Here is a 26,711-nt window from a genome sequence, read left to right as displayed (position 1 = left end):
TGACGGTCACGCCGAGCCCCGCGCGACCAGGTGGGTCGGCAGCGCGGTGTGCTCGAAGGGGAGATCGGGGCGCTCGATCCGGCGCATGAGGGCATCCGCGCAGGCATAGCCGACGAGGGTGGCGGGGTTGATGATGGTGGTCAGTCGCGGGCTGACGTGCTTCGCGGTGGGGATGTCGTCGAAGCCGATCACGGCGAGGTCGTCGGGCACATTCAGCTGGTTGTCGCGCGCGGCTTCGAGCACGCCGATGGCGATGAGGTCGTTGGCGCACATGATCGCTGCTGGGCGGACTGCGCGAGAGAGGAGCCTGTCGGCCGCCTCGTAGCCGGCCTCCAGCGTGTAGCCGGCGGCGTGCTCGACCCACTCGTCCACGACGCGGAGCCCGGAGTCGACCATCGCCCATCGGAAGCGTTCGAGCCGTCCAGCGCCGGGAACGGAGTCGGCCGGCCCGCTGATGTATCCGATCTCGGTGACACCCTTGGAGCGGAGGTGGCCGACGGCCTCCTGGATACCCATGGCATCGTCCGTGCCGACCTCGTCGGCACGGAGCGCGCGAACCTCGTGTTTGGGGGTCTCCACCCATTCGCCGGTGATGAGCACCAGAGGCATCGTCGGGCCGACCACACTCCGGATCTGCTCCGGCGACAAGGCCATCGTGCTCATGATGACGCCGTCGACGCTCCGCGATCGCATCTCCTCGAGCACGCGGACCTCGGCCTGAGGGTCACCGTCCGTGTTGCCGATGAAGGAGACGTAGCCGTGAGCGCCGATCCGGTCGTGGATGGCGCGTGCGACCGCCGGGTAGTACGGGTTCGCGATGTCGGCGACGAGGAGAGCGATCGTCCTGGTCTCCTGCCGGCGCAGTCCGCGCGCCACGAGGTTCGGGCGATAGTTCAACTCTTCGGCCACGGCGAAGACCCGCCGTCTCGTCGCCTCCGCCACCGGGCGCGTTCCGGAGAGCGCGTTCGAGGCAGTCGCCGGGCTCACACCCGCACGAATGGCGACTTCTTTCAGACCCACTTCCAGCGTCATGACTCCGTTGTCTCCTTGTTCCGAATCGTTTTATATAAAACGATTTTGCGGCTAAGCCGGATCATTATGAGCGGTCTAGCCAGAGGTGTCAAGTGGATATCAGACCAACGCAAACCTGTTGGCTTCAGTCGGCGCAGCGATGACTCTCGATATCCACGCTGACCTCTTCGACGATGACGTGGACGACGTTTCGGCACGGCTCGATGACGCCGCCTTGAAATGAGTGGTGGGGTTTGTGGGGGGCGATTCTGAGCCTGAAAAACCCCCGAAATCGTTGAGCTTCCGGGGGTTTCGATCGGCGGAGACGGAGGGATTTGAACTCTATGAGACTGACCTGAAGTTCCCGGCCTTTTGTCAAATAGTCCTGATCACAAGATCTATTTGGATCACTTACGATCTCATTGGATCTATTTGGATCTCGTTCATCTGTGGGCAAAATGTGGGCAAATCCCTAATCCTTCACGGTTGCTGTGTGACGGAACGGAGTCGACCTGGCCCCAACCCAACGGAATTCAGATCGCGGGTTTTGCCGCGAATTTTGGCTCGGCTAGTTAAGCGGGCTTGATTTGTTTGAAAGGTAAGCGCGGGAGGACCGAAAGAATGAAAGAGCCACCGCTACGAGGAGCAGAACTGCAACGATCGCCAGCGGCGAATCGGAAGCGGATGCTCCAAGAGCGAGAAGAAACAGTCCAAGAACGATAAGCACGATACGTGCCGCAGACGCCCCGTTGAGGATCAGCGCACCGAGCGCAGCCGGGAGAATCGACAACAACATGATTCCGAGACTGAAAATGATGAAGATCAAAGCAACGCCAAAATCAGCGCCGGCATCTCGGCCGGACTGCGTCATCTGAGCAACAGTCGAGTTGGACAAGGGCCGCGCAGCGCCGGAAGCAACATCTAGGACGCCGAAAACAAGCATCACTGCACTGGTAGCGATGAGAACTCCTACAGATCCCTTTATCGCAGCAGGAGCCCCCCGCCATTGCGCCATCCATCGAAGCCCGCGTTTGGTCGACATCGTGTTCCTCAGAAGAATCGGATTGTGCGTTTTGAGTAGTTTCCGGCACCAACTGCTACAGGGCCCGGCACATGAGAGGGAGTCGGTCGACCGCGCGACTTGGTCGAGTTTGAAGTCGCCCTGCGGGGCGCGGGTCGTGGGGCTGGAGGGAGAGCATGGACAGGAACAACCACTATCACTTTGATATGGGCGTCGTGAAGGAGCATGTCCTGCTCACCGTCCCACCACTCTCGTTCCGATTTCCAGAAGTCCGCCATTGATTCGGCATCGAAGTCCCCACACGCGAGCGCGACTACACAATCACCGATCCCGGCAAGGTTGGGTCCAATCGCTTCGACTCCGCTCACTCCCATATTGTAGAAGTTCTTCCAATCGGCCTGACAGTACTGCGAGCAGCCCCAGAAGCTTCTTCCCGTTAGATCGACCGAGTTGATCGGGTCGTTTGGGTAGTTGTAATCATTCGAGTTGCCGCCAGCGACGGGGTCCACGGACAGAAAACGTCCCAGAAGGGGGATGTACTGACGTGCGCCCATTTCAATTGTGGCTAGGCCATCAAGGGCAAGAAGGGCTTTGGATTGGGACCCTTCGAACCCGTTGGACTCGTTCGCGGTTGTGATGTTGGTCGGCCCGGATGTGTCCGCAGCGGTCGTGCCTATGCATCCGGTAGTCGGGTTTATCGGGTCGCCGAACGGGTCGTAGAGCGCCAGACTTCCGGTGCGTGTCCCTGTCGCATCGGTGGTTACGAGGTCGTGTCCGCTCAAACCAGGGTAGGACCAGACTTGCGAGCCCGCACGGATAGACGCGGTAGCTCCACCAGCTAGCCCGATGGTCTGCTCCTGGACGATGTTACTTGCGGTTAGTGTAAAGCTCGAGCTGTCGCCGGCTCCGGCGAATGCGTAGTGCGTTGTGGTCGCTGTTCCGCCGGCGGGAGTTTGGGTCATCGAGATGATCCGATCTTCCGCGTCGCGTTGGTAGGTGACGGTGGTCCCATCGGCCAGCGTTGTGGTTAGGTGCCGGTTGGTGTCGTCGTAGCCGAGGGTTTCGGTTGCGAGTTGGGTGATGTTGCCGTGGGAGTCGTAGACCAGGTTCGCCCCGGTTCCGGTGGAGGTCAGGTTGTTGCCCATGACGATGTCTGGGCTGGCCGGGACGCCGATGACGGTGTCGGAGGTGAGCCGGTCCGCGTTGTCGAAGCAGGAGCTGATCGTCACCGTCGGGTTCGAACTGCTCGCTCCCGGCGCGGTGGTTATGTCGGTCATGCTGGTGCGGTTGCCGTCGTTGCCGGCGGTAACGTTCTGGCCGCACCCGCCGCCGACGGCGTACCCGTAAGTCAGCTGGTTGTACGGCACGCTTGCCGTGGTCAACCTCCCGGCAGTGTCGTATCCGTAGGTGGAGACGTAGTTGGTTGTCCCGTCGGTGATGGTGTCCTGCACGATCCGGCCCGATTGCGACAGCGCGTGGGTGTCGCTGATCCCGGTCTGCCCGGCTGCGAACGCCCAGGCAACCGCGGTTTCCGCGCCTGTGGGTCCGTATGTGAACGTGCCGGAGGTGCCATTGCCGGCATTTCCGGCCCCGGCCGGGTACGCGACGGCGGTGAGGATTCCGTTCGTGTACGTGGACTGGGCGATCGTGTTCCCGTCTTCGGTAACGGTTGTGGCCTGTCCGTCTGCGTTGTAGGCGTAGGCCTCGGTGTGGCTCGAGCTGTCCGGTAGCGTCGCCGTAGCGGAGGTGACCTGCATCGCCTGGTTGTAGTCGGTAGTCGTGACGGCTCCCCACGAGTCCGTGTACGAGACCGTCCCGCCGTCGAGATTCACCAGGGTCGTGATCGTCCCGTGCGTCGGAGTGGACGCCTGGGTGGAGTCGGTCACGGTGGCAGTGAGCGGGTCGCCGCTCTGGTTGCCGTTGCTGTCATAACCACCCGCACTGTACGTGTAGGTGAGGGTGCGGCCGGTAGTGTCCGCGCCGAAAGCGGGAACGGTCTGCTTCTGCACGCGGCCGCGGTTGTCATACGTTGTGCACGCCCACGTGGTGTCTCCGGGTGCCAACGTGGCAGCGACACGGCCCATGTTGTCATAGATGTACTTGGTCACCAGGGCCGTGCCGGTACCCGTCGCAGGCGCGGGCCCGGTGACGGACATTGTGAGACCATCCTGCGGTGTGTTCAGTGCCACTCCGCACACTGGGCTTGTGATGTTCAGAGCCGTCCCATAAGACACGTTGGGGTTGAGGGTGGCGGTGTCGGTGCCGCCGTAGTAGAGGGTCGTTGTCGTGCCGCCAGCAGGTTTCGTGGTTGTCATTTGCCGCAAATATCCATTGCCCGGGCTCTCAGAGAGAGCCTTCGAGGCCAGTGCCAGTCTGCTGGGGTCGACCGTGCTGGTGGGGTTGGTTCCGAACCACGGGTAGGCGTAGCTGGTGGCGGAGCTCACTGACGGCACGTTCGCGTTCGTCACCCCGGTGACACTGGTGGGGGCGGCATCATCCGTTTGGCTGCTGGTGGCGAGGTTGTAGGCGGGTGCGATCGAGCTGTTGGGTATGTAAGCGCTGCTACTGCCGGGTGCAACCCACGCCATCCGCAATGTGGGGGTGGGCGCGGTGGCGTGGGTGTATACGGCGCGGAAGCGGACAACTTGGCCTGGGAGGGCGCAGTAGTTGTAGGAGTAGGTGCCTGTGGTGGTTCCGTTGATGGCGAGGAGATCGTTGAAGTAGATCTGGACGGTGTTGTCCGTGTAGACGCTGAAGGTCCAGTTCTGACACGTGGTCCCGGAACCGCCGGTGAAGGTGAGCAGCCCGTTCAGCTGTGCGGACCAGTTCGTGGTCCCCATCCCGGTTGCGGGGGCGCCGGACCAGATCTGTTGCGCGCTTGATCCGACGATGTTGTAGATCTGCCCGTACCCGGCCGGGACCCCGGTGAGGGTGAGGTTGTTGTAGTACGTCGCCGCGAGTCCTTCCTCGTTGGGGGAGGTGTCGTAGCCGGTGGAGGTGTGCGCGATCGCAGTCCCGTTCATCGCCGCGCAGTTGGCAGGTGGCACGGGCCCGTCGGAGGGGTCCAGACCCTTGTTGGGGTCCTGGCCGGCGGGGCCGAACGGCAGGCTGCTTGTGGCGCCGAAACAGGACGCAGGTGCGGGCCCGTAACTGTCGGTGGGGCGGTCCTGGGTGTCGTAGACGGTCGAGGTCTCGTGCCCGTTGGCGTCCAGGGTGGCGAGGACATTGTCGTGGTTGTTCCACAACGTCTTCGTCGTCAACCCGGAGGCGGTGGTGGCGGAGGTTTTCCGCAACGCGGTGTCGAAGGTAACCGCGGCCTGGTGGCCCATCCCGCCGGTGGGCGGGGTGAGCCCGGCGACGTCTACGTAGGTGGTGCCGTCGGTGGTGGACCCGTCGGGGTTCGTGAGCGGGACGGCCGCATAGGTGTAGGTCTTCGCCGGTGCCGGGGTCGTGCTGTTCGGTGCGGGGAGGGTGACTCCGGTAGCGCGTCCAGTGGTGTCGTAGCTGATCACCGTCTGGGGGGTGGTGGCGTTGTTCGCGGCGGCCCAGTCGGTGTCGGTTGGGGTGGACACACCGGTGAGAGCGAGGGGTTGGGTGCCGGAGCTGTAGCTGAGCAGGGTCGTCGCGCCGCCCGGAGTAATCACCTTGCCGAGCTGTCCGTGCACGGTGTAGTCCAGTTGGGTTGTGCTGCCGTCCGGATAGACGATCGCGCACATCATCCCGGAAGGGGCACTTCCGAACCCGTCACCGGTCGGCGGCAGGCAGACCGGACCCGATCCGGTGATGCCTGCGTTGGCAGGAATGCCCAGGTCGGAGTATTGCTCGCCTGCGTAGGCGAAGTACACGGCCCGCGCGTACGACGGGGTGCCCGAGGTGGCCGTGTTGGAGAGCGGGTCAGACAATGAACGCAACGCGTTCTCCAGCGTGGAGGTGGTCACGTAGGTGGGGATCGGGGTGGCCGGTTTGCTCCCGACATCAACTGCCGGAGTCGCCGAGGTGAGCTTACCGGCCGGGTTGAACCGGTAGACGGTGCCGTCGGCGCCCGTCAGAGCGAGAGCTCCGCTGCCGTCGAGGGCGAGGGTGCCGCTTTCACCCGCCGGTGGCGTGTAGCCGCCGGTGCTGGTGCGGGTGTAGGTGTGGGTGGCCCCACTGGTGTCGGTGACCGTGACGGAGCCGCCGTTGTTCTTGACGCTGGCGTACTGGCCGGCGTCGCCCATGATCGGCTGGGACGCGGCCCACCCATCCGGGAGGGCCTGCACGGCGTGGGTGAACCAATCCGCCAGGATCGGCTGCGCCGTTTCCGGTTTCCCGGTCGTCTGCGAGTACAGGTAGATCGAGGCGGGCCCGTGCATCTGGTAATAGTTCACGGTGATCGGCACCGGATACGGCACCGTCTGGCCGCCCAGAGTGGCGGTCAGGGTGTTGCCGGTTCCGGAGACCACGAGTGTCTGGGAGGCGGCGGTCTCCATCTGCGGGCTGCTGGGGGCGGCGTGGGCGTTGAACTGGTCGGTGATCACCGGGGTGTTGTTCAGACTCAGCTCGACACCGTCGTCGGCGGAGAACCCGAACTGGTAGGACCCTGCCGGCGGGGAAATGAACCCCGCCCACTGAGCCTGGAAGTAGGTTTGGTTCACTCCCGCGGCGGGGGACTCGGTGGCGCCCCAGTTGAACGCGAGCTGCGGGTCAGTGCGCACCAGCGCGGTCTGCGAGGCCGGCGGGAGGGTGGTGTAGGAGTAGGTGGAGGGGGATCCGGTGAGGTTCCAGTAGTGCCCGATCAGGCCGGCGTTGGTGGCCTGCTGCGAGTTGTAGGTCAGCTGGTACCCCATCGGGCCACCGACGGTGTTCACGGTCGGGGTCGAGATCGAGGTGGAGACGTTGCCGTTGGCGAGGTTCACGCTGACCGGACCCGCCGTGTCGGTCGGCGCCGGCCCGGGATTGGTCACCCGCAGGTTCACGGTGACATGTTGCACGGAGGGTATCCAGTCGTCGTAGCCGTCGTTGACCAGCAATGTCCAGCTGTACGCAGTGCCGTCGGTGAGGATGTTCGGCGGCACAGTCCAGTTCAGCATCCCGTTGGAGTCCGGGGTGGTCAGCACCGGTGACAAGATCACCTGCCCGGTGGTGCCGTCGGTGCCGGTCGCGATCCGGAACGCATACTTCAAAGACGAGTTCCCGTTCGTGGACACAGCCGCTGGGGCAGAGAGTTTCGGTGTGGTTGTGGCCACGATCGAGTTGTTCGCTGGTGTGGTCGTCCCGGCGTTCTGCACCGGATTGGACGACGTGTAATACCCGTAAAGCGGTGAGACCGCCACGGTCCCCCACTCGTCTCGTACCTCGGTCTGCCAGTAGTACGGCGCATTCGGTTGCAGGATCCCCGCCGGCATCTGCACCTGCTGTGACGAGGTCCACCCGGTCGTCCACAACGGGGACGCGAACGGTGACTGTGAGTTGGAGATGGCGTAGTTGAAGTTGACGGCCGCTCCCCCGTTGCCACCGTCCTGCGTGTAGGTGGCACGGAACGTCGGCGTCGCCGGACCGAGCATGTGCGATCCGGTGACCACGCACCCCGGCGACGATGTCGTAGGGTCGGAAGCCGTTCGGATCCGGCACCGACACCTGGGAACACCCGGCGGTCGGTTTCGCCTCGTAGTTGACGAACATCTCCAACCCAAGCGACTTGTAGGTGTATGCCCCGGCCGTCTCCTGCCCACCCAGCATGAAGTAGTTGTTCGCGCTGCCCGCATTAACCCAGGACGCGAGCGTGCTCGCCAACCCGCCACCGGTGGCGTCCCCATACCCGGATGTGCCAGCCGAGATCGTGATCGGCGACAAGGCCGTGCCCACTGAACCGTAGGACTGCCCGGTGGCGATATCCACCATCCCAATGGTCGAGTTCGTGGTGCCGTCCCCGGCGTACGACTCCTGCAGGTCAGCAGTCAGCACCTGATAGCCGAACAGCTGCTCATACGGGATGTGCGTGACGGTCCGCCACATCGTGTCGCCGCCGGCACGCGAGTTTCCGACATAGGCGACACCGGAGAGCACGGTGCCATTGTTCTCGAACGAATGCGTGTCGTTGGCGTAGTTCGACGCCAACGAGGGATCCAGGTGCACCGGATACACCCGGGCCGGGTCATCCAACCAGGCAGGGTCCGGCGTCAACGTCATCTGCCAGTCGACCGTCGACGTCTGCGTCAGCGTGACAGGCACGTTCTTGATTGCAGCGGAGGACTGGCCGGCCACAGCGGAGGAGTCCATCATCGCCGGCACCGGCGTGACGAACACGACCTTGCCGGTGACATCGTCCGTGAAGGTGATATCCCCAAGAGAGTCCTGCGCCAAGATCAGTCCCGGAGCGTGCACATTCCACGCATACGACGGATTCGCGCTGGACGGCTTCGCGTTCAGGATCAGGGTCTCCTTCACCTGCCCCGGCGTCACCTGATAGGTCAGGTCGGTGTTGGACGCGACATTGTCGTAGGCGACCGAAGACGCAGCGCCACCCCCGGTGATCTCCCGCTGCGCGGCCGTCGCCTGCCCAGCCGGCTCCGCCTTCTCCCCCACCAGGTTGAAGGACACGGTGTGATCATCCGAGGTCACCTGATAGTCACCCGCCGACGATCCGGAGTCCGCGGCGAACTTCGGCGACAGCGGATGATTACCCACCGTGAGGTCCCCGGAAGAGTCCTTCGTGACCTGCGTGTTCACAGTGGCCCACGAACCGTCAGACTTCTGCACGTTCAACGGGACAGTCGAGAACTGCGCCGTCTTCGACCCATCCGTGTTCTGAAACACCGTCTCGAACTGCGACCGCGACGACACCGTCGACGTGTTCGGGTCAAAGGCAGCACCCGATGCCTCACCTGCCAGCCCATTCGGCTTGCCGGGCGCAGACGGCAGCTCCCCCACCTGACGCACGCCCGCGTTCGTCAACGGGGACCCCGGGGTCGCGGCGTTCGTGACATGCTGCGGCAGCGCGCTTGCATCAGATGCCTGCGCCGCCTGATCAGCGTGCACCGGTGGCACCGAAAAGGGCTGTACGCAGAGGGTCACTGCCACAACAGCGGCCGCTACTATCGCCGCAATCCTCACCTGATCCGACTTTGCAACGCGGCTCAGCACACCGCGACCAGCAGTACCCACGTCTATTTCCTCCCCCAGCGGAAACTCGCCGTCAGCCGACGGAACGTGTCCCTACATCGTTTGGACCCGATCTGAGGGAATCTGAACCTCACGAAGCATTCATGGAGCCCCCGACGGCTCGGACTGCTTCGTTCCCGCGCGAATGGCGCCGCGGAAGTTCAGCAACGTCAACGAACCTATCGATCTGCGCGACTGCAAGAAACAGAAGATTCATGAAGGTCTTTCAATAAATGAAACCCCAAAACGGGGGGGTGCTCTGCCAACCCGGGAGCACCGCACGTCGGAGCAACGGTGACGAAACGGTCAGCCACGTCAGGCTGACTCGCACGATTTCGGCGAGCCCTGACGACTGGAGTGCGTCATGAGGTTCGAGCGTGCCGGGTTAAGGCTGCTGGACACGGGACGCGATCAAACAAGGACAGAACTGAGAAGGGACCAAAGAAGGAAATAGCCAACCGAGATAGAACCCAAGCTATGAACAGTAGAGACCAAGACCAAGAGATGAGCGAAGAGAAAGAAGTGGATGGAAGAAGTGGATGCACGTAGGCACTTAAGTGGAATGGCTGCCGTCGACGGGGTCTCGCAACAACTTCGTTGCCGTGATCCGAGCGGCGTCTGGAGTGAAGCGATTCCTATTCCGCAGCTCCAATCCGCTTGGACAAGGACGTCTACTTGCAACCGTTCAGCATCCGGATGGATGGTGTCTCAACTGGTCCCGTGTCGTGACCCGAGACGATGACGGGGCCACATTCATGGCAGCATGCCGATGGTCGAAGACGCCGCAGGCGGCGCCGCACTTATGAGGTTTGAGGGCCTTTCCGCCGCACGATCGTAGCTCCCTCCCGGTCCTCCGTGCCGGGCTTTCGCGGCATATGCTCACTCCGCTCCGCTATTCCACAGACCCGGCACTACACACCTCCCACTCGCTCTCGATCACCCGCCGGAAAGGCACTCAAAACGATCGACTCTTGGGAGTGAGTGGGATGCGGGTATTCGTCATCGACGCCAGCAACATGGCACCGGAACTGCACGGCGGACTCATCGGCGTAGAAGGGTCCTCGGACCCGCTGTCGCGGAAAAGCAGGAGTGCGTCGAGACCGTCAGCACCTACGTGATGGACGGGTGGGTAATCGCCGCCGACCCGCACACGCCTATCGGATGGTTGGCCGCGCTCACCGCGGAAACGTCGTGCGTACCCTTCGTCAACCTCACCCGCCTGGTCGTTGACGAGAGCGAGCTTCAGTCACTGCGCGACACCGTCGGTGGTTAGTCGCACCGTGGCCTTGCGGTCCCCCAGCACGGTTCGAGTCGAAAGTGTCGCCACGATTCCTCCGAGTTCCTAGCGGGTTTCGGACATTTGTGGGGTTCGCGCGTCAAAACCGGCTGGGAAACACAACGTGTAGGTATGAAGGCAATCGATTTGGACACGACAGCACGGCGCGGCTCTCTGACAGCCGCGCCGGTCCTCCGTGGCGTGGGCCGCCGCCGCTCTGAGACGGACGGATTTGAAGTCAATGTGCGCTCGGTAATCGTCGCTGGCTGCAAATTCACAGGTGAGGTCGATTCCCGCGCCCAAAAGGCCGGAAACACAGGCCAGATCCGGCCGATCACCGGTGTCCGGGGAGGGAGCGATCTCCGGAAGGAGTGCGGATGCGCGCCAAATGCGCGCAAAAACGTCCGCCGAACCGGAACTTGTAAGTAGAGGGAGTTTTTTTCGAAAGGACAAGACCGTCCAGTTTCGAGAAGCCCAAGAAGAGGTTAGAGGGAGGTGAGTTTAGGTGCGAGGTGGAGTAGCCAGGTGGAAGCGGGGACAGTCCTCCCACGGGGTCAAGCAAGCGGTCAGCTATGCCTTCAGCGGTGTCTGTGACGCCACCCTCACCGCCAAAACTGCTGACGGTGTCATCGCCGCCGCCGGCTACGCCGCCGCCGTCATGACCCGGTACATCGTGGAGAACGGTGCCATCCGCGACGACCTCCTCACCCGCGACCAGCTCAAAGCCTGGGTCGACGGACTCGACCCGCTCACCGGGGAACGCCGTGGCCGGGACCTCGAGTCCCCGGTCGCGGACCTGGTCCTGGATGCGACGATCAACGCACCGAAGTCGTTCTCGATCGCCGCGATGCTCGACCCCGACCTCGCCGCAGCATACGAAGACCTTCAAGATCGGCTCCGGGATCGGATCATCAAGCTGTGGCAGACGGAGCTCAACGCCCGCCGCGGCAAAGGCGGCGCCATCCGCGAAGACCTCGCCCGGATCGAAGTCGTCGAACTCCGCCACGAACGCTCCCGCTCCCTGGACCCGCACAAGCACCGCCACCTCTGGCTGAATGTCAAAGTCCAAGGCCAAGACGGCAAATGGTCCAACATCGACACCCGGGTCGCGCTGCGGTTCCAGAACGTCATCAACGCCGAAGGCGACCTCGCCTCCCGCACGGATCCAGCATGGATTACCGCTCTCGCAGCGAAGGGGTTCACCCTCAACCAGGACGGCGAGATCACCCAACTGCAGCACCTGGTGCGGCCGTTTTCGAAGCGGTCCGCACAGATCGAAGCCAACAAGGCGACGCGGATCGCCTGGTGGAGACAGCAGCACCCAGGGCAGGAACCGTCGCACGATGTGCTCAGCCAGATCGACCACTGGGCGTGGGCCGCCGACCGACCCAACAAACCGGGCGAGCTGAACGAAGACGACTGGGCAGACCTGGTCCGCAATGAACTGCATGCCGCCGACCCTGCGCTCGGCATGCAGCGTTCTCCTGCACCGCTGCCTTCTGTCGCCGTCGAGGATCTCGACCTCGAGTTGCTGGCAGCCAAGGCCGTTGTCGACGCGGACGCCCGCTCAACCGGCAGCGGCGGCCGCTTCAGCTGGATGGACGTGCGCGCCGGCGCGCTCCGCGAAATCGCGGAGACTGGCGTCGTCGCCACCCGCGGCGTCCTTACGACGCTAGCTGAGGAAGTCGTGGCTCGAACGCACACGGTGACCTTGATCTCCGAACCGGACGCCCCGAAGCACGTCAAGCACCTCATGGCGGTCTCCACCGCCACTTTGAAGGCCACCCTCGCCCACAAGGTCGACGCGATCTCGAATCCCGGGAGAATGCTCGACCGCGAAGAAGTCGCCATGATTGCCCACGCGATAGAGCCCGGTCGCGCGCTGGATGGGGCGCAGCTCGTCGGTGCAGCCGCAATCGGTGGCACGTCGAGAAACGTCGCCATCTCGGGACCAGCCGGCACAGGCAAGACCACCATGCTCAAGGTCGCGGGCGCTTCGCTCCGTAGACGCGGCCACAAGATGATCATCGTCGCCCCAACCAAGAAGGCGTCGGCGGTTGCGGGACGCGAGACGATGAGTTCATCGTCGTCCCTGCACCAACTCCTTCACGAGTTCGGCTGGCGCTGGGCCCCCAACAACGCCGGCGCCACGGAGTGGACCCGTCTCGAGGTCGGCGCGACGGACCCAACAACGGGCGGGATTTACAACGGACCACGCGTGAGAATCGGTTCCGGCGATCGAATCGTCGTTGACGAGGCCGGAATGCTCGACCTTGAGGCCGCGAGTGCCCTCATGGATGTTGTTGCACGTACGGGGGCCGGAATCGCTCTCGTAGGCGATCAACGACAGGCTTTGCCCGTTGGACACTCCGGTGCCATGGCCCTCTTCTGGCGTCGCTCAATCGATCGTGTGGAGCTCACAACCACGCACCGCTTCACCGATCCCGAGTGGGCAGACCTCACGCTTCGACTGCGCGATCCACAGGGCGAGACCACGTCTGGTGAGGTCGCTGACGATCTCATCCGAACCGATCATGTCGTGCTGACCGATAGCGACGTAGCCGCACGCGACGCGATGGTCGAGGCTTGGTTCGAGGCCGCGGCGCACCACGAGACCATCTCGCTAGTAACCGCCACACACGCGGCTGCGCAGGACGTCAGTGAGGCGATCCAGGCCCGACGAATCGACTCCAAGGCCGTTCGCACAGATCGAGTCATGGTCGGTCAGTCGGGTCAGGCAATATTCGCAGGCGATGTCGTGCAGACCCGTCGCAACGATTCGGTCGCCGACGTTCAGAACCGCCAGAACTGGATCGTGAAGACGATTGGCAAAGACCACGTGATCCTCGCCGCCAGCGCCGATTCAACAGATTTGAGAAAGATCAGCCTCGCCTACGCAGAAGGACACGTTCACCTGTCCTACGCCACAACCGTATTTGGAGTTCAGGGCGAAACCACCGACCGCTCCCTGGTCGGGCCGGGAGTCGATGCTGCCGGTCTGTACGTCGGCCTCACCCGAGGCAAAGACCGCAACGCGGTCGTGCTCGTTGCTCCGACAGAGGAGTCCGCGAGATCCCAGCTGGTCGACATGATGCAGCGTCAACCGATCGAAGAGACCATTGACAAGTCGCGCGCCGCTGCGCGATCCGAGCTAAGACGGGCTGCGCAATCGGCCACGGTCCCAGTCGTCCCTGAACCGTCTCGCCAATCGGCTTCGATCGGCCTCCGATGACACAGCGAGCGTATTCAATCCGCCAAACCAGATGCACAGACTTCACGTCCGAGCAGGTTGGCCCCGTCCAACGCCGCGTCCTGAGGATCAAACCCGAGAATGGCAACGCCCAGCTCATCGGCTCTCTGGCGAGCGGCTGGAAGAACACCGCGGCGCACGAAGATCACAGCGGCACGACCGTCAGCGATCGCGACCGAGGCGGAACGTTCCACCAACTCGACCTCGAGGTTTCCCATTCGGTTGTCGACCCAACCGAGATAGCGCGAGGAGTACAAGTCGCACGCTCGTCGATCATCGCCAGACGCGACAACGGTGTCGCTCGCGCCGAGATAGATCATCCATCGGCGACAGAGCTCGGTTGCCTCGGCGTCGTTCGCGCCCCAAGGCATCGGTTCCGGAAGCAACGAATCCATGTCCACGGCTCCAGACTGCACCCGACCGCCGAGATCGCCACAGTGCGGGTCGGTACTAAGAGTTAGGTTCACCGCCATGGGGAGCATCACTCCGTACGACACAGCAGCTGGCAGGCGATACCGCGTCCGGTACCGCAAGCCGGATAACTCGCAGACCGACAAGCGCGGCTTCAAGACCAAGCGCGATGCTGAGCTCTTTCTCGCCTCGATCGAGATCTCTAAAGCGCGTGGGGAATTCGTCGAAGCGTCGCAGTCCGCGATCACGATTGGCGCGCTCGGTCCGGCGTGGCTCAACAATCAATCTCACCTCAAGCCGTCTTCCAAGAAGCCGCTCGAGATTGCCTGGCACAAGTACGTCCAACCGGGCTGGGGCCGTGTCAAGGTTCGCGACGTCCGGTTCTCGGAAGTTCAGAATTGGGTCACGCGCATCGGCCAGGACCGTTCGGCAACCGTCGTCCTGCGGGCGTATGGGGTCTTGGCCGGCATCCTCGATGTCGCGGTGCGCGATAGGCGAATCTCCTCCAACCCGGCCCGCGGCGTCAACCTGCCACGTAAGGTCGCGAAGCCGCACGTCTATCTCACCCATGAGCAAGTGCATCGGCTCGCGGCAGCGTCTGGTCAGCACGCGCTGCTCGTCTTCCTGCTCGCATACACCGGACTGCGTTGGGGCGAGGCGGTCGGGTTGCGTACGCGAGATATCGACCTTCGTCGTCGACGAATCACCGTGACCGTGAATGCCGTCGAGGTGGCCGGGGTCATCGAGATCGGAACACCCAAGACACACAAGCGGCGCGATGTGCCCTATCCGCCGTTCCTCTCTGATCTGGTAGCCGCCCAGATCGCAAAGAAGAGCCGAGACGATCTGGTGTTCAGCGACGCCTATGGCCAGCACCTTCGACGCACGCGAGTCAGCACCGGCTCACGCAGCTGGTTCAAGACTGCGCTCCGAGACGCGGAGCTCGAGCCGATGACCCTCCACGACCTCCGGCACACGGCTGCCTCACTGGCCATCAGCTCCGGTGCGAACGTCAAAGCGGTGCAGCGGATGCTCGGGCACGCGTCCGCAGCGATGACACTCGATCTTTACGCAGACCTGTTCGACGACGACCTCGACGACGTGGCCTTGCGACTTCACGCGGCGGTCGCTGCGGCAGATGTGGGCAAAATGTGGGCAAGCCCAACTCCCACCGCGTAAAAAACCCCCGAAATCACTGGGATTTCGGGGGTTTCGATCGGCGGAGACGGAGGGATTTGAACCCTCGGTCCCCTTACGGGGACTCCACCTTAGCAGGGTGGTGCACTAGGCCTGACTATGCGACGTCTCCTGAGCGCCCGCGGGCGGACGCACGACAGCCATCATAACGGACGTTCCGGGCGCGGCCGGACAACCCGGCTCTCAGGCGCCGGCGCCCGGGAGCTGGTGGACGGTCTGGAGGAGCGCCGACCCCAGGATCAGGGTTGCGGCGATCCCCGCGGCGACCGAGAGGATCAACACCGCGATCGAAGCCCAGAGCACACCCATCCCCCTGCCTCCCGCGACGCGGCGCACGATCACTGCGCGGCCGATCGTGTAGACCGGCCACGCAAGAAACGACCACGCCCAGTGGAACGGCTCGTCGACGCCGCGGCGGTTCAGCGTCCGGTAGTCAAGCCAGCTGAAGACGACCGACGCGGCGAAGACCACCCAGCCGAGGATGCTGCCAGCGAGGTAGCCGGGCGAGGTCAGCAGCGCGAGGTTCGCGGAGCCCGGATTCGCGAGGCCCGGATTCGCGAGCTGTGCGAGCGACCGAGTGACGCTCCCGATCGTGGCCAGCGAGACGACGGTGCTCGCCAGCGGCAGCAGCACCACCAGCCAGACCCACGGCGTGTACACCGGCGTCTCGGGAGGCAGCGGGCGGCGTTCCAGGGCGTAGCGCACGGGCGGCGCGGCGGCGAGGGCTGGACCGTTTCCGCTCACCGCCGCCTCCCACTTCGTGCCGTCCCACCAGCGCAGCGGCGCTTCGCCGAACGGGTCCGGATACCAGCCGGGTCCGAGCCGGCGGCTCACCTCGCCCGCGTCACCGTCCACCATTCAGAAGTACCCCACGATCTCATCCACCGCTTTCCGCGCATCCCCGAACAGCATCCTCGCGTTCTCGCGGTAGAACAACGGGTTGGGCACGCCCGCATAACCCGCGGCCATCGAGCGCTTGAACACGACGACCTGGCGGGCCTCCCACACCCGCAGCACCGGCATGCCGGCGATGGGGCTGCCCGGGTCTTCGGCGGCGGCCGGATTCACCGTGTCGTTGGCGCCGATCACGAGCACCACGTCCGTGTCACGCAGCTCGTCGTTGATCTCGTCCATCTCGAGCACGATGTCGTACGGGACGCGGGCCTCCGCCAGCAGCACGTTCATGTGGCCGGGCAGCCTCCCGGCGACCGGGTGGATGCCGAATCGGACCGCGACGCCGCGGTCGCGGAGCTTCTGGACGAGCTCGGCGACGGGGTACTGCGCCTGGGCGACGGCCATCCCGTAGCCCGGCGTGATGACGACGGTGGTCGCGTTCTGCAGCAGCTCGGCGGTCTGCTCGGCGGAGATCTCCTGGTACTCGCCCTCCTCCTCGACGGCGGCGGAGGGGGCCTCGATCCCGAAACCTCCGGCGATCACAGAGAGGAACGAGCGGTTCATCGCCTTGCACATGATGTACGACAGGTAGGCGCCCGACGAGCCGACGAGGGCGCCGGTGACGATCAGCAGGTCGTTGTCGAGGAGGAAGCCGGACGCGGCGGCGGCCCAGCCGGAGTAGCTGTTCAGCATCGACACCACGACGGGCATGTCGCCGCCGCCGATCGACGCGACGAGGTGGACGCCGAGGGCGAGGGCGATCAGCGTCACCACTGCCAGCAGCCAGAGCTCGGGGGTGATCACGTACCAGACGGTCAGCGCCACGAACACGACGAGCGCTCCGATGTTCAGCGCGTTCTTGCCGGGCAGCACCAGGGGGCGAGACGAGATGCGCGCGGAGAGCTTCAGGTAGGCGACGATCGACCCGGTGAAGGTGACGGCGCCGATGAAGATGCCGATCACCACCTCCGCGTTGTGCACGCCGCGGAGCGAACCGGTCAGCTCGGGGTGCGAGAGGTGGCCCGTCCAGCCGACGAGCACGGCGGCGAGGCCGACGAAGCTGTGCAGGAGGGCGATCAGCTGCGGCATGCCGGTCATCTGCACGACCCGGGCGCGCCACAGACCGATCGCGGCGCCGACGACCATGGCGACGATCAGCAGGACGATGGACGACGCGGGCAGCACGAGGAACCCGATGGTCGCGACGAGCGCGATCCCCATCCCGACCATGCCGTAGACGACCCCGCCGCGGGCGGTCTCGTGCCGCGACAGGCCGGCGAGGCTCATGATGAAGAGGACGGCCGCGACCAGGTAGGCGGCGTCCGCGACGCTGAGGCTCACCGGTTCGCCCCGCCCTTGCGTCCGGAACCGCTACCGCGACCGGAACCGCTGCCGGAACCGCCGGGCCCACTACCCCCGACCGCGTCGCTCCGTGTGAACATCGCCAGCATCCGCCGCGTCACCGCGAACCCGCCGAACACGTTGATGGAGGCCACCAGCACCGCGATCGCGGCGAGCGCCTGCACGAGCGGGTCGTGCGACGTGAGCTGCACGATCGCGCCGACGACGATGATGCCCGAGATGGCGTTGGTCACGCTCATCAGCGGGGTGTGCAGCGCGTGGTGGACGTTGCCGATCACGTAGAACCCGATGACGGTCGCGAGCACGAGCACGGTGAAGTGCTGCGGCAACGGGGGCGGAGCCAGCGCCGCCAGCGCGAGCAGGACGGCGAGGCCCACGGCGGTCAGCACCGCCTTGCGCACCGGGGTCAGCCACGGCTCCTTCGGCGCGGGAACGGCGACCGGCGCAGCGGCCGCGGGCGGCGGCGCCGCGGAGACGGTGACGGGTGGCGGCGGCCAGGTCGTCTCGCCGTCGCGCACGACGGTCACCGACCGCTGCACGACGTCGTCGAAGTCGAGGACGAGCCTCCCGTCGCTGCCGGGCGTGAGGAGCGTGAGGAGGCTGACCAGGTTGTTGCCGTAGAGCTGCGACGACTGGGTCGGCAGGCGGGACGGGAGGTCGGTGTAGCCGAGGATGATCACCCCTCCCGGCGTGACCACCCGCTCCCCCGCCACCGACCCCGCGACGTTCCCGCCCTGTGCGGCGGCCATGTCCACGACCACCGAGCCGGGCCGCATGCTCGCGACGTCGGCCTCGGTGAGGAGCTTCGGTGCGGGGCGGCCGGGGATGAGCGCGGTCGTGATGACGATGTCGACGTCCCGTGCCTGCTCCGAGTAGATCTCGGCGGCGCGGCGGTCGTAGGCCTCACTGGTCGCCTTGGCGTAGCCGTCGGTGGACTGCATGGCGTCGTCGCCGGCGACCTCCACGGCCAGGTACTCGCCGCCGATCGACCGCACCTGGTCGGCGACCTCCGGCCGCGGGTCGGTGGCGCGGACGATCGCGCCCATGCTGGAGGCGGCGCCGATCGCGGCGAGGCCGGCGACGCCCGCTCCTGCGACCAGCACCTTCGCGGGCGGGACCTTGCCCGCCGCGGTCACTTGCCCGGTGAAGAAGCGGCCGAACTCGTGGGCGGCCTCCACCACGGCCCGGTAGCCGGAGATGTTCGCCATCGAGCTGAGCACGTCCATCGACTGCGCACGGGAGATGCGCGGCACGGCGTCGAGGGCGAGCGCGGTGATCCCGCGCTGCGAGAGCGCGGCGAGGAGGTCGGGGCGCAGGCCGGGGCTGAGGGTCGCGACGAGGGTGGCGCCGTCGGAGAGGAGCGCGATCTCGTCCTCGGTCGGCGGGGCGACCTTGATCACGATGTCGGCGGCCCATGCGTCGGCCCGGGAGGTCACGGTCGCGCCCGCCGCGGCGAAGGCGTCATCGGTGAACGCGGCCAGGACTCCCGCGCCGGACTCCACGCGCACGTCGTACCCCAGGGAGACGAGCTTCTTCACGGAACTCGGGCTGGACGCGACGCGGGCTTCGCCCGGCCCCTCAGCGACGATGCCGACTACCGACACCTGGCCTCCCTCGGCTTTTCCCTGGACACTAGCAGCCTGCCCCCTCCGAAAGGAGTTACGGCCGCGACGCGCGTCCGAACTCCTGCCGAACGCCGTTGCGAAGGAGATCGGGACGTGTCTTCCTGTTCACGCGCGCGCGGCTGCACCCCAGATGACGCGAGCGAACACCGGCCGCCACACCGGCACCGCGAAGCCGGCCGCTCCGATCGCCTCCGCCGCCCGCTCCCTGCTCCCCGATGCCCCGCCCGGCCCGAACACCCGCACCGGCAGTCCGCGCGTCGTGAACACGTCCGCGAGCAGGAGCGCGCCTCCCGGCGCCAGCACCCGCCGGCACTCGGCCAGACCGGCCGCCTTGTCCTCCCAGTGGCTGAAGGAGGACGAGCTCACCACCAGGTCGAACGACGCGTCTGCGAACGGGAGCTCCTCCGCTGCGGCCCGCAGCACTTCGGCGCGCGTGGAGGCCGCCGCGGCCCGTACCATCCCGGCCGCCGGATCGACCCCGGTGAGCCGCGCGTCCGGGCGGAGGCTGCAGAGCAGCCGCAGCAGCGCCCCGCTGCCGCACCCCACGTCCAGGATGCGCGGTTCGGGTGTCCCGCGGACCAGCGACACCGCCAGCACCGCGACGCGCCGCACGATCTCGCCGTGCAGGAACCCGCGCGGCCCGCGCTCGTAGCCGGCCGCGCGCCGGCCGTATGCGGCGACGTCCCTCTCGGGGTCGAAGGTCATGCGCGGCAGCCTAGCGCCGCCGCCGGGTCGTCTCGGCCTCGAGCAGGTGCTCGACCTCCGGCTCCCCTTCGGCGAGCGCCCGCGCCGCGTCGAGGAGCTGCCGGTCGTACTCGGTCATGCGCTCCTCGTGCTGGCTCAGGTGCTCGCTCCAGGACCCGACCCGGAAGGCCTCCACCAGCACGTCCGGGTCCTCGCGGTCGGAGTAGAGACTCCAGTCCCGTGCACCCGTGCGGCGCCGCGAGCGACCGACGAAACGCATCCGGGTCTCGAACTCGTCGCGGCGCTCCGGCGGGACGGTGTAACGGATCAGCACGAGTACCGGAGCATCCGCGGCGCCGTCCGGGCCCTCCTCGCCCTGCACCATCGGGAGGTCGGTGAGCGGCATCGGGACGATCGCCCGGCCCTTGTCGCGCGTGTCGATCGCCGGGCGGAGCGCGCCGACGATCCCCAGCAGGACGAGCAGGATGCCGCAGACCGCCAGCACGGGCACGACCCCGGCCCAGCCCGCCAGCACCCCGGTGACGGCGGCGCCGACCGCCGTCGAGCCGAAGAGCACGAGCTGGTAGATCGACAGCCCGCGGGTCCGCACCCAGACCGGGAGGAACGACTGCACCGTCCCGTTGATCGTCGCGATCACGCCGATCCAGGCGAACCCGGCCACCACGAGCACGAGGAGGACGAGCCCGAGGTTCGCGAGCAGGGCGAGCGCGAGTGTGCACAGCCCGAAGACGCCGGACGACGCGGCGACGATCGCTCCCGTGCTGAACCGCGCACGCAGCGGCGGGAGCAGGAACGCCCCGGCGACGGACCCGACGCCGAGAGATGCGAGGAGCAGGCCGTAGCCTCCGGCGTTCAGGTGCAACTCCGCGCTGGCCAGCACCGGGAGCAGCGCCCACAGTCCGTTCGCCGGGAGCAGGAACAGCGCGAGCCGCAGGTACAGGCCGCGGATCGCGCCCGCGTTCCGCACATACCGGATGCCGGCACGGGTGGCGTCGAGGAAGCGCTCCGGACGGCCGCGCGTCGGCGTGTAGCCGCGCCAGGCGACCAATGCGACCAGGAAGACCAGGAACGAGAGCGCATTCGCGACGAAGACAGCGGTCACCCCGAGCTGCGCCACCAGGAGGCCGGCCAGGGCCGGGCCGATCGCGCGGGCGACGTTGACGCCGACCGAGGAGAGCACGGCCGCGTCCGCGATCATCGGCGCGGGCACGACCTCCGGCACGACTGCCTGGTAGGCGGGGAGCTGCACCGCCGAGCACGCCCCGAGCAGGAAGGTCAGGGCGAGCAGCAGGGCGGGCGTGGTGGCGCCCGCCCAGGTCAGCCAGGCCAGGCCGAGCACGATGACGAACTGCGCCGCCTGCACCACGATGAGCAGCGTCCGCCGGTTGAAGAACTCGCCGATCACTCCGGCAGGGAGGGCCAGCAGCAGGACGGGCGCTGCGGCGGCCGTCTGCACGAGTGCGACGACGGAGGCCGGGCTGCCGTGCTCGACCAGGAGCCACTGCGCCCCGACGGTCTGCATCCAGCTCCCGATATTGCTGACCAGGCCCGCGATCCACAGCAACCGGAAGACGCGGACCCCGAGCGGGGCGAGCGCGGAGGTCATGACGGGGGTCCTCCAACCGACGACGGGAAGGGAGGACCCCGGCCGGACCCGCTACGCGATGAACGCGAGGATGTCCTTGTCGAGCTCCTCCTGGTATGAACCGTAGATGCCGTGCGAGGCTCCGGGATAGACCTTGAGCGTCCCGTCCGTGACCAGCGTGATCGACTTCTCCGCCGCTGCGACGATCGGCACGATCTGGTCGTCGTCGCCGTGCGCGATGAAGATCGGCACCTCCAGCGCCTGGAGGTCGGCCGTCTGGTCGGTCTCGCTGAACGCCTTCACGCAGTCGTAGGCGGCAGCGAGGTTCACCAGCATCCCCTGCCGCCAGAAGTCGTCGATGAGCCCCTGGGAGACGGCCGCGCCGTCGCGGTTGAAGCCGTAGAACGGCAGCGCGAGCTCCTTCCAGAACTGCGAGCGGTCGTGCAGGACGTTCGCGCGGATGCCGTCGAAGGCCTCCAGCGGGGTGCCCTCCGGGTTGGAATCCGTCTTGAGCATGAGAGGGGGGACGGCTCCCGCGGTCACCACGGCACGGACCCGGCCGGCGCCGTGCTGAGCGGCGTACCGGACGACCTCCCCGCCACCGGTCGAGTGGCCGACGACGACGAGTTCGCGGAGGTCGAGGTGGTCCACGAGCTCGGCGAGATCGCTGGCGTACGTGCTCATGTCGTTTCCGGAATAGGTCTGGGACGAGCGGCCGTGGCCGCGCCGGTCGTGGGCGATGACCCGATAGCCGGCGTCGGCGAACACTTTCAGCTCGACCTGCCAGGCGTCCGAGCTGAGCGGCCAGCCGTGGGAGAAGAGCACGGGACGTCCCGAGCCTTGATCGGTGTAGTACAGCTCGGTTCCGTCCGGGTCGCTGTCGGAGAGGCAGCGGGAAGCAGCGCCGGACGGGGGTCCAGCGCCGGCACACGCCCTGTCTAAGGTGTGGCGCTCCGCGTGTCTAGGTGTGGAATCCCGCGCTGTCTCCGGGCGCCCGCCTCCTCAGTCGACACCGGGCCACAGCGACCCATTACACTCCGGAGGATGACCGCACGGATCGCGAACGTCACCTTCCACGCCGCCGACCCCGCCGCCCTCGCCAGCTTCTGGGCCGCCGTCATGGGCTACCCCGAGCCGGAGTGGCTGACACCCGAGGAGGAGGCCGAGCTCCGCGCCGCAGGCCTGACCGACGACGACCTCGCCGCCCGCGCCGTGGCCTGGGACGCGGACCCGGCCCACCAGCGTTTCTACTTCACCCGCTACGACCACGAGAAGCGCCAGCGCAACCGGATGCACATCGACATCACCCCCTCCGCCGACCGCCATGCGACGCGGGACGAGGTGGAGGCCGAGGCTGCCCGCCTCGTCGGCCTGGGTGCGACGGTGGAGCAGGTGCTCGACGGGTCGTGGGGCCCGTATCCGGAGTTCGCGATCATGATGCGCGATCCGGAGGGGAATGAGTTCTGTCTGCAGTGAGGTGCCGTCACCGGTCCTTGAAATAGCGGAAGAGCTGTCGTTCGCTCATCGCGGCCGTCCCTACCGCCACTCCGACCAGCGCTCCCGCCACGCCTGCCAGCGGGACGGCCGCCAACGACTGGAACACGGCGACGCGGTCGCCCGGCCCGACGGTCGCGGCCACAGCGACGACGATCCCCATCCCGATCGCCCCGGCCGACGCCGCCCACGCTCCGCCTTCGAGGAGGTTGAGCGCGAAGAGGTCGCTTCTGGCCACACCAGCGTGGAGGGCCGACGCCTGCTGGAGTCTCCTCGACCGGACACTGACGAGACCGAGACCGGCGGCGATGGTCGCCGCCGCCGGCGTCGCCACCCGGGTCAGACGCTCGGCGAACGCAGCGCTTCCCTCGAACAGGGCGCCGAGCGACGAGTTCAGTTGCGAGACCTGGGGCTTCCGTTCATCGGCGCCGTCCGACGGGATGACGGTGGCGAGCAGGAGGGTCCGGAGGTTCGGGAGCTGCGGCCAGGCCTGCGCCCAGCATTCGTCGTACTCCCCGGCCTGGTTCGTGACCGCGAGGATCGCGTAGCCGAAGCCCGCGCGGCGGCCATCGGGCGGATAGTCGTAGGTCGCGGCGATCGGCATCGGGCCCACGTCCGAGGCGACGACCTCCCCGGCCGAGACACCGAGCGTCTCGGCCGACTCGGCGGGGACGAGAACCCCGCCTGGGAGCTCGGTCCGATCCGTGAGGATGCCGACGAAGCCGGGCGACACCTCGTACAGCGGTACGGGGGCGTCGGGGAGGGTGGCGATGGTGATCTTGCCCGCCGACGACCGCAACGCTCCCGAAGCCGTGACTCCGGGGAGCCTCGACACCGCTTCGCACGCCTCTCCGTCCACGCGACCCTCCGCGACGAGGGTCTCCGTCGCCGCTCCGGACGAGCGGAATCTCTCCGCGGAGGCGATGAGGCCCGAGGTCGTCATCCCGTCGATGAGCACCAGGGACCCGAGCGCGACGCCGAGCAGCATGCTGAGGAGAACGAAGCGTGCGGTGCCTGTCGCGATGTTGCGGCCGGCCTCCCGCCACAGACTGGAGAACCTCACCCGGCGCTCAGCTCCTGCTGAGAGCCCAGGTCGAGGTGCCCCGTGCACGCATCGCGCGTCCGCGCGTCATGCGTCGCCACGATCACGATCGTCTGCGGATCGGCGACGGCCGAAATCGCAGCGTCGACGCGCTCCGCGGTGCGCCGATCGAGCTGCGCGGTCGGCTCATCGATGAGGAGAAGGCTCGGCCGCGATGCCAGGCCGCGAGCCAGCATGAGCCGCTGCGACTCGCCACCGGACAGCTCGCCGAACCTCCGATCCGAAACCGACTCCAGGGCGAAGCGCGTCAGGTACTCCCGCGCCTGCCGCTCGGCCGACGCGATCGGCTCGCCGCGGGCGATGATGGGCAGCACGACGTGGTCGAGCGCCGTCCGCCGCGGCGACCCGAACGGGTTCTGGAAGACCCAGCTCACGGTGCCGATGCCGACGAGCTGAACGGCCCCCTCCGCCGGGCGGCTCCGTCCGCCGAGCAGTGAGAGCAGCGTGCTCTTCCCCGACCCGGACGGCCCGGTCAACGCGTAGACCTCGCCCGGACGGAACTCGAAACTGAGCCCCCTGAACAGCCAATCCCCGGATCGACCGAACCGGTGGCCCAACCGGTCGAGCGCTACGAGCACGAGGGGCGTCGCGATTCCGAGAGCTGCACGGTGTCCGGCCGCTCCCCGCCTTCGAACAGCACGTAGGTCTGACCGAGCTGCGACCCCACGATGGTGACGCGGAGCGCCTTCTGCCCCGTAGCGACGCACCCCACCTGTCCCGTGATGGAGTGGACGGCCGCGGGCGGAACGATGCCCACGTCGACGGGGGAGGCGAGGGCGAGTGTGCCGCGCAGAGTCCCACCGGCATCCGCGCTGGTCTCGCTCATCGCCGTGTTCCTCTGTCGAACGATCGACGGGGCGACGCCCAGCGCCCCGAGGGCGGTTGGATCGGTCACGCTCCACGATTCGTCGAGAGGGACCGTGATCGCGTCGACCGTCAGCGTCCGTTCGCCGAGAACGACGCCGGCATTCGGCTCGTCCACCGAAACGCGGGTGATCGCCCCCGCGACGGAAGCGAGCGCGGCGCGCGCCTCCAGCGTTTCGCCGATCGACGCCGTGCACTCCCCGACCGTCACCGATTCGGCCGGCAACCAGACGATCCGCGCAGCCTCCACGACGCCCGGATCGTACGTAGCATCACCCGCGCGCTCGAAGAGTGCGGCGACGGCGCCGAGCGTCCGCTTCCCGACTTTTCCATCCACAGTCGCCGGATATCCGAGACGCACGAGCTCCTTCTGGAGGGCCCGGACGTCGTCGCCGTTGTCGCCCACCCTCAGATCGCGCCAGAGGGGCGGCGACGTCGCGAGAGCCACCAGGGGACGGCCGTCGATCGCCGCGATCACCGATCCGGATTCGATGACGGCGCCCGGCGAGCACGCGAAGGAGGTGACGCGACCGCCGACCCCCGACTCCAGTCGCGAATCCTCAGCGGACTCGATCCGAAGACTCACGGTCCGCTCGTCGAAGAACTCCCGGTACGAAACGGGGGCAGCGCCGGCGGGCTTCGGCGGAGCGAGAGAAGCGGGCGGCTCGGCTCCCCACCACAACCAGGCCGCGGTCGCCCCGGACGCGAAGAGAACCGTGGCGGCAACGGCGATGACGAGGAACCGCGGCAGGACGCCCGACCTCATCGCTTCTGGCCCTCCAGAAGACCCAACGGGTCCGTGTCGCATTCCTCCATCGCCTTTTCGCCGCGAGCGTTGTCCGTGAACGGATACGCTCTCGTCGGCGTATCCCGGGCGTAGTCGCTTGCCGAGTACGTCTGCGGAACGACCTTCTTCTTCACCAGGCAGGCCGCGGTGATGAAGGCTTCGTCCAGATTCTGCGGGTTCCGCTGCATCGCGAAGTAAAGGGAGCCGACGGTGTCCAGCCCACTGCTGGCCGAGCACTCATCCGCGATTCCATTGGCCTCGGCTGTGGTCGTCCCGGGTCCGGGAGTGAAGCCGTATCCCCCGGCCGGCCCGAATCCACCGAAAGCGACATTCCGATCGCTCAGGCAGGCCACGAAGCCGTTCTCCATCTCGGCGAACTCCGCATCGGAGATCCGTCCGTCGGCCAGCGCGTTCCTCTCGAAGTCCGTCGTCGCACGTCGAACGGCATCCGCGATCTCGCTCTCCCAGCCGGCGCCGGCGGGTGCCGGCCGATCGGGTTGTTCGCCCGATGTTTCACCCGAGACGGAACAGCCGGTGAGGACCAGAGCGCAGGCGATCAGAATCCCGATACGTGAAATGAATCTCGTCATGGCGGCTTTCAGGGACGAAAGGGTGGGGTGGCCTCTGCCACCCCACCCTCCCGGTCCTAGTAGTTGTAGTAGTACCAAGTGTTTCCGGTCACGGTCCACGCGACCGAGGAGTACGACCACGAGCCTCTCCCCGCGTCGGAAGACCTCAGACAGGTGTAGGAATTGCACGCGGTGGAACGGTGCGTCTTCGAGCCGTGGTGGTAGTTCGACCACGTCTTCCCGGAGTTGCCGTAGTCCCACGTGCCGCCCTCGGGGTAACTCGTGTACGCATTCGCCGGGGCCGCGCCGAGGGCCGCCCCGATCGTCAGGGCCCCCGTCGCGAGGACCGTCGAAACAACTTTGTTCATGACTTTCACAATCGCTATCCTTCTGTTGCACGTGACATTGCCGATTTCAA

Annotated in this window: 19 protein-coding genes and 1 tRNA gene; 3 read left to right on the top strand and 17 right to left on the bottom strand. The window is 66.5% G+C overall.

What is annotated here, in order from left to right:
- Positions 1–6: 6 nt before the first annotated feature.
- From ABH923_RS12635 to ABH923_RS12620, 4 genes are all read right to left on the bottom strand, one after another.
- Positions 7–1,032, bottom strand: a complete 1,026-nt coding sequence (locus tag ABH923_RS12635; RefSeq protein WP_370055719.1) for a LacI family DNA-binding transcriptional regulator — start codon at positions 1,030–1,032, stop codon at positions 7–9.
- Positions 1,033–1,579: 547 nt separating this feature from the next.
- On the bottom strand, positions 1,580–2,053 hold the full coding sequence (locus tag ABH923_RS12630; RefSeq protein ID WP_370055717.1) for a hypothetical protein: 474 nt from the start codon (positions 2,051–2,053) through the stop codon (positions 1,580–1,582).
- A gap of 8 nt (positions 2,054–2,061) precedes the next feature.
- Positions 2,062–6,726 (bottom strand): PA14 domain-containing protein, encoded by a 4,665-nt coding sequence (locus ABH923_RS12625; RefSeq protein ID WP_370057358.1) that lies wholly within the window; start codon positions 6,724–6,726, stop codon positions 2,062–2,064.
- Positions 6,716–9,175, bottom strand: coding sequence for a hypothetical protein (locus ABH923_RS12620; protein ID WP_370055716.1), 2,460 nt, complete (start codon positions 9,173–9,175; stop codon positions 6,716–6,718). The genes ABH923_RS12625 and ABH923_RS12620 overlap by 11 nt, the downstream gene beginning before the upstream one ends.
- Before the next feature lie 1,931 nt (positions 9,176–11,106).
- Here ABH923_RS12620 and ABH923_RS12615 point away from each other — a divergent pair.
- Positions 11,107–13,680 carry an AAA family ATPase gene (locus ABH923_RS12615; protein ID WP_370055715.1) on the top strand — a complete coding sequence of 858 codons (2,574 nt, stop codon included), beginning with the start codon at positions 11,107–11,109 and terminating at the stop codon, positions 13,678–13,680.
- A 14-nt stretch (positions 13,681–13,694) separates the two neighbouring features.
- On the opposite strand, the gene ABH923_RS12610 is transcribed toward ABH923_RS12615, so the two are convergent.
- Entirely contained in the window at positions 13,695–14,099 is a 405-nt protein-coding gene (locus tag ABH923_RS12610; RefSeq protein WP_370055714.1) for a hypothetical protein, read from the bottom strand.
- Between the two features lie 70 nt (positions 14,100–14,169).
- On the opposite strand from ABH923_RS12610, the gene ABH923_RS12605 reads away from it, so the two are divergent.
- Positions 14,170–15,288, top strand: a complete 1,119-nt coding sequence (locus tag ABH923_RS12605; RefSeq protein ID WP_370055713.1) for a tyrosine-type recombinase/integrase — start codon at positions 14,170–14,172, stop codon at positions 15,286–15,288.
- Positions 15,289–15,329: 41 nt separating this feature from the next.
- On the opposite strand, the gene ABH923_RS12600 is transcribed toward ABH923_RS12605, so the two are convergent.
- From ABH923_RS12600 to ABH923_RS12570, 7 genes are all read right to left on the bottom strand, one after another.
- Positions 15,330–15,418: transfer RNA gene (locus ABH923_RS12600), tRNA-Ser, on the bottom strand.
- Positions 15,419–15,489: 71 nt separating this feature from the next.
- On the bottom strand, positions 15,490–16,164 hold the full coding sequence (locus ABH923_RS12595) for a DUF2510 domain-containing protein (RefSeq protein ID WP_370055712.1): 675 nt from the start codon (positions 16,162–16,164) through the stop codon (positions 15,490–15,492).
- Positions 16,165–17,541 carry a Re/Si-specific NAD(P)(+) transhydrogenase subunit beta gene (gene pntB / locus ABH923_RS12590; protein WP_370055711.1) on the bottom strand — a complete coding sequence of 459 codons (1,377 nt, stop codon included), beginning with the start codon at positions 17,539–17,541 and terminating at the stop codon, positions 16,165–16,167.
- Complete coding sequence (locus ABH923_RS12585) at positions 17,538–19,166, bottom strand: Re/Si-specific NAD(P)(+) transhydrogenase subunit alpha (protein WP_370055710.1); 1,629 nt, start codon at positions 19,164–19,166, stop codon at positions 17,538–17,540. Before ABH923_RS12585 ends, pntB begins: the two co-directional genes overlap by 4 nt.
- A 126-nt stretch (positions 19,167–19,292) precedes the next feature.
- Positions 19,293–19,892, bottom strand: a complete 600-nt coding sequence (locus ABH923_RS12580) for a class I SAM-dependent methyltransferase (RefSeq protein WP_370055708.1) — start codon at positions 19,890–19,892, stop codon at positions 19,293–19,295.
- A gap of 10 nt (positions 19,893–19,902) precedes the next feature.
- A complete protein-coding gene (locus ABH923_RS12575; protein ID WP_370055707.1) occupies positions 19,903–21,498 on the bottom strand; it encodes an MFS transporter in 1,596 nt (531 codons plus the stop codon).
- Positions 21,499–21,549: 51 nt separating this feature from the next.
- Positions 21,550–22,302, bottom strand: coding sequence for an alpha/beta fold hydrolase (locus ABH923_RS12570; protein WP_370055706.1), 753 nt, complete (start codon positions 22,300–22,302; stop codon positions 21,550–21,552).
- Positions 22,303–22,521: 219 nt separating this feature from the next.
- Between ABH923_RS12570 and ABH923_RS12565 the strand changes: the two genes are divergently transcribed.
- Positions 22,522–22,953 carry a VOC family protein gene (locus ABH923_RS12565; RefSeq protein WP_370055704.1) on the top strand — a complete coding sequence of 144 codons (432 nt, stop codon included), beginning with the start codon at positions 22,522–22,524 and terminating at the stop codon, positions 22,951–22,953.
- Positions 22,954–22,960: 7 nt separating this feature from the next.
- Here the strand turns inward: ABH923_RS12565 and ABH923_RS12560 are convergent, their stop codons facing one another.
- Genes ABH923_RS12560 through ABH923_RS12540 form a run of 5 tightly spaced genes read right to left on the bottom strand, consistent with a single transcriptional unit; the run spans position 22,961 to position 26,661 of the window.
- The gene (locus ABH923_RS12560) at positions 22,961–24,034 is read right to left on the bottom strand and encodes a hypothetical protein (protein ID WP_370055702.1); all 1,074 of its coding nucleotides are present in this window, start codon (positions 24,032–24,034) and stop codon (positions 22,961–22,963) included.
- Positions 24,031–24,651 carry an ATP-binding cassette domain-containing protein gene (locus ABH923_RS12555; RefSeq protein WP_370055701.1) on the bottom strand — a complete coding sequence of 207 codons (621 nt, stop codon included), beginning with the start codon at positions 24,649–24,651 and terminating at the stop codon, positions 24,031–24,033. Before ABH923_RS12555 ends, ABH923_RS12560 begins: the two co-directional genes overlap by 4 nt.
- Positions 24,642–25,703, bottom strand: coding sequence for a peptidoglycan-binding protein (locus ABH923_RS12550; RefSeq protein WP_370055700.1), 1,062 nt, complete (start codon positions 25,701–25,703; stop codon positions 24,642–24,644). Before ABH923_RS12550 ends, ABH923_RS12555 begins: the two co-directional genes overlap by 10 nt.
- The gene (locus ABH923_RS12545) at positions 25,700–26,314 is read right to left on the bottom strand and encodes a hypothetical protein (protein ID WP_370055699.1); all 615 of its coding nucleotides are present in this window, start codon (positions 26,312–26,314) and stop codon (positions 25,700–25,702) included. Before ABH923_RS12545 ends, ABH923_RS12550 begins: the two co-directional genes overlap by 4 nt.
- Before the next feature lie 56 nt (positions 26,315–26,370).
- Positions 26,371–26,661, bottom strand: a complete 291-nt coding sequence (locus ABH923_RS12540) for a lactococcin 972 family bacteriocin (protein WP_370057357.1) — start codon at positions 26,659–26,661, stop codon at positions 26,371–26,373.
- Between the last annotated feature and the right edge of the window lie 50 nt (positions 26,662–26,711).

Origin of the sequence: Leifsonia sp. EB41, from assembly GCF_041262565.1 — a bacterium.
GTDB lineage: Bacteria > Actinomycetota > Actinomycetes > Actinomycetales > Microbacteriaceae > Leifsonia.
The sequence above is the reverse complement of the archived record's forward strand: the minus strand, read 5'-3'. Positions and strand labels throughout refer to the sequence as shown.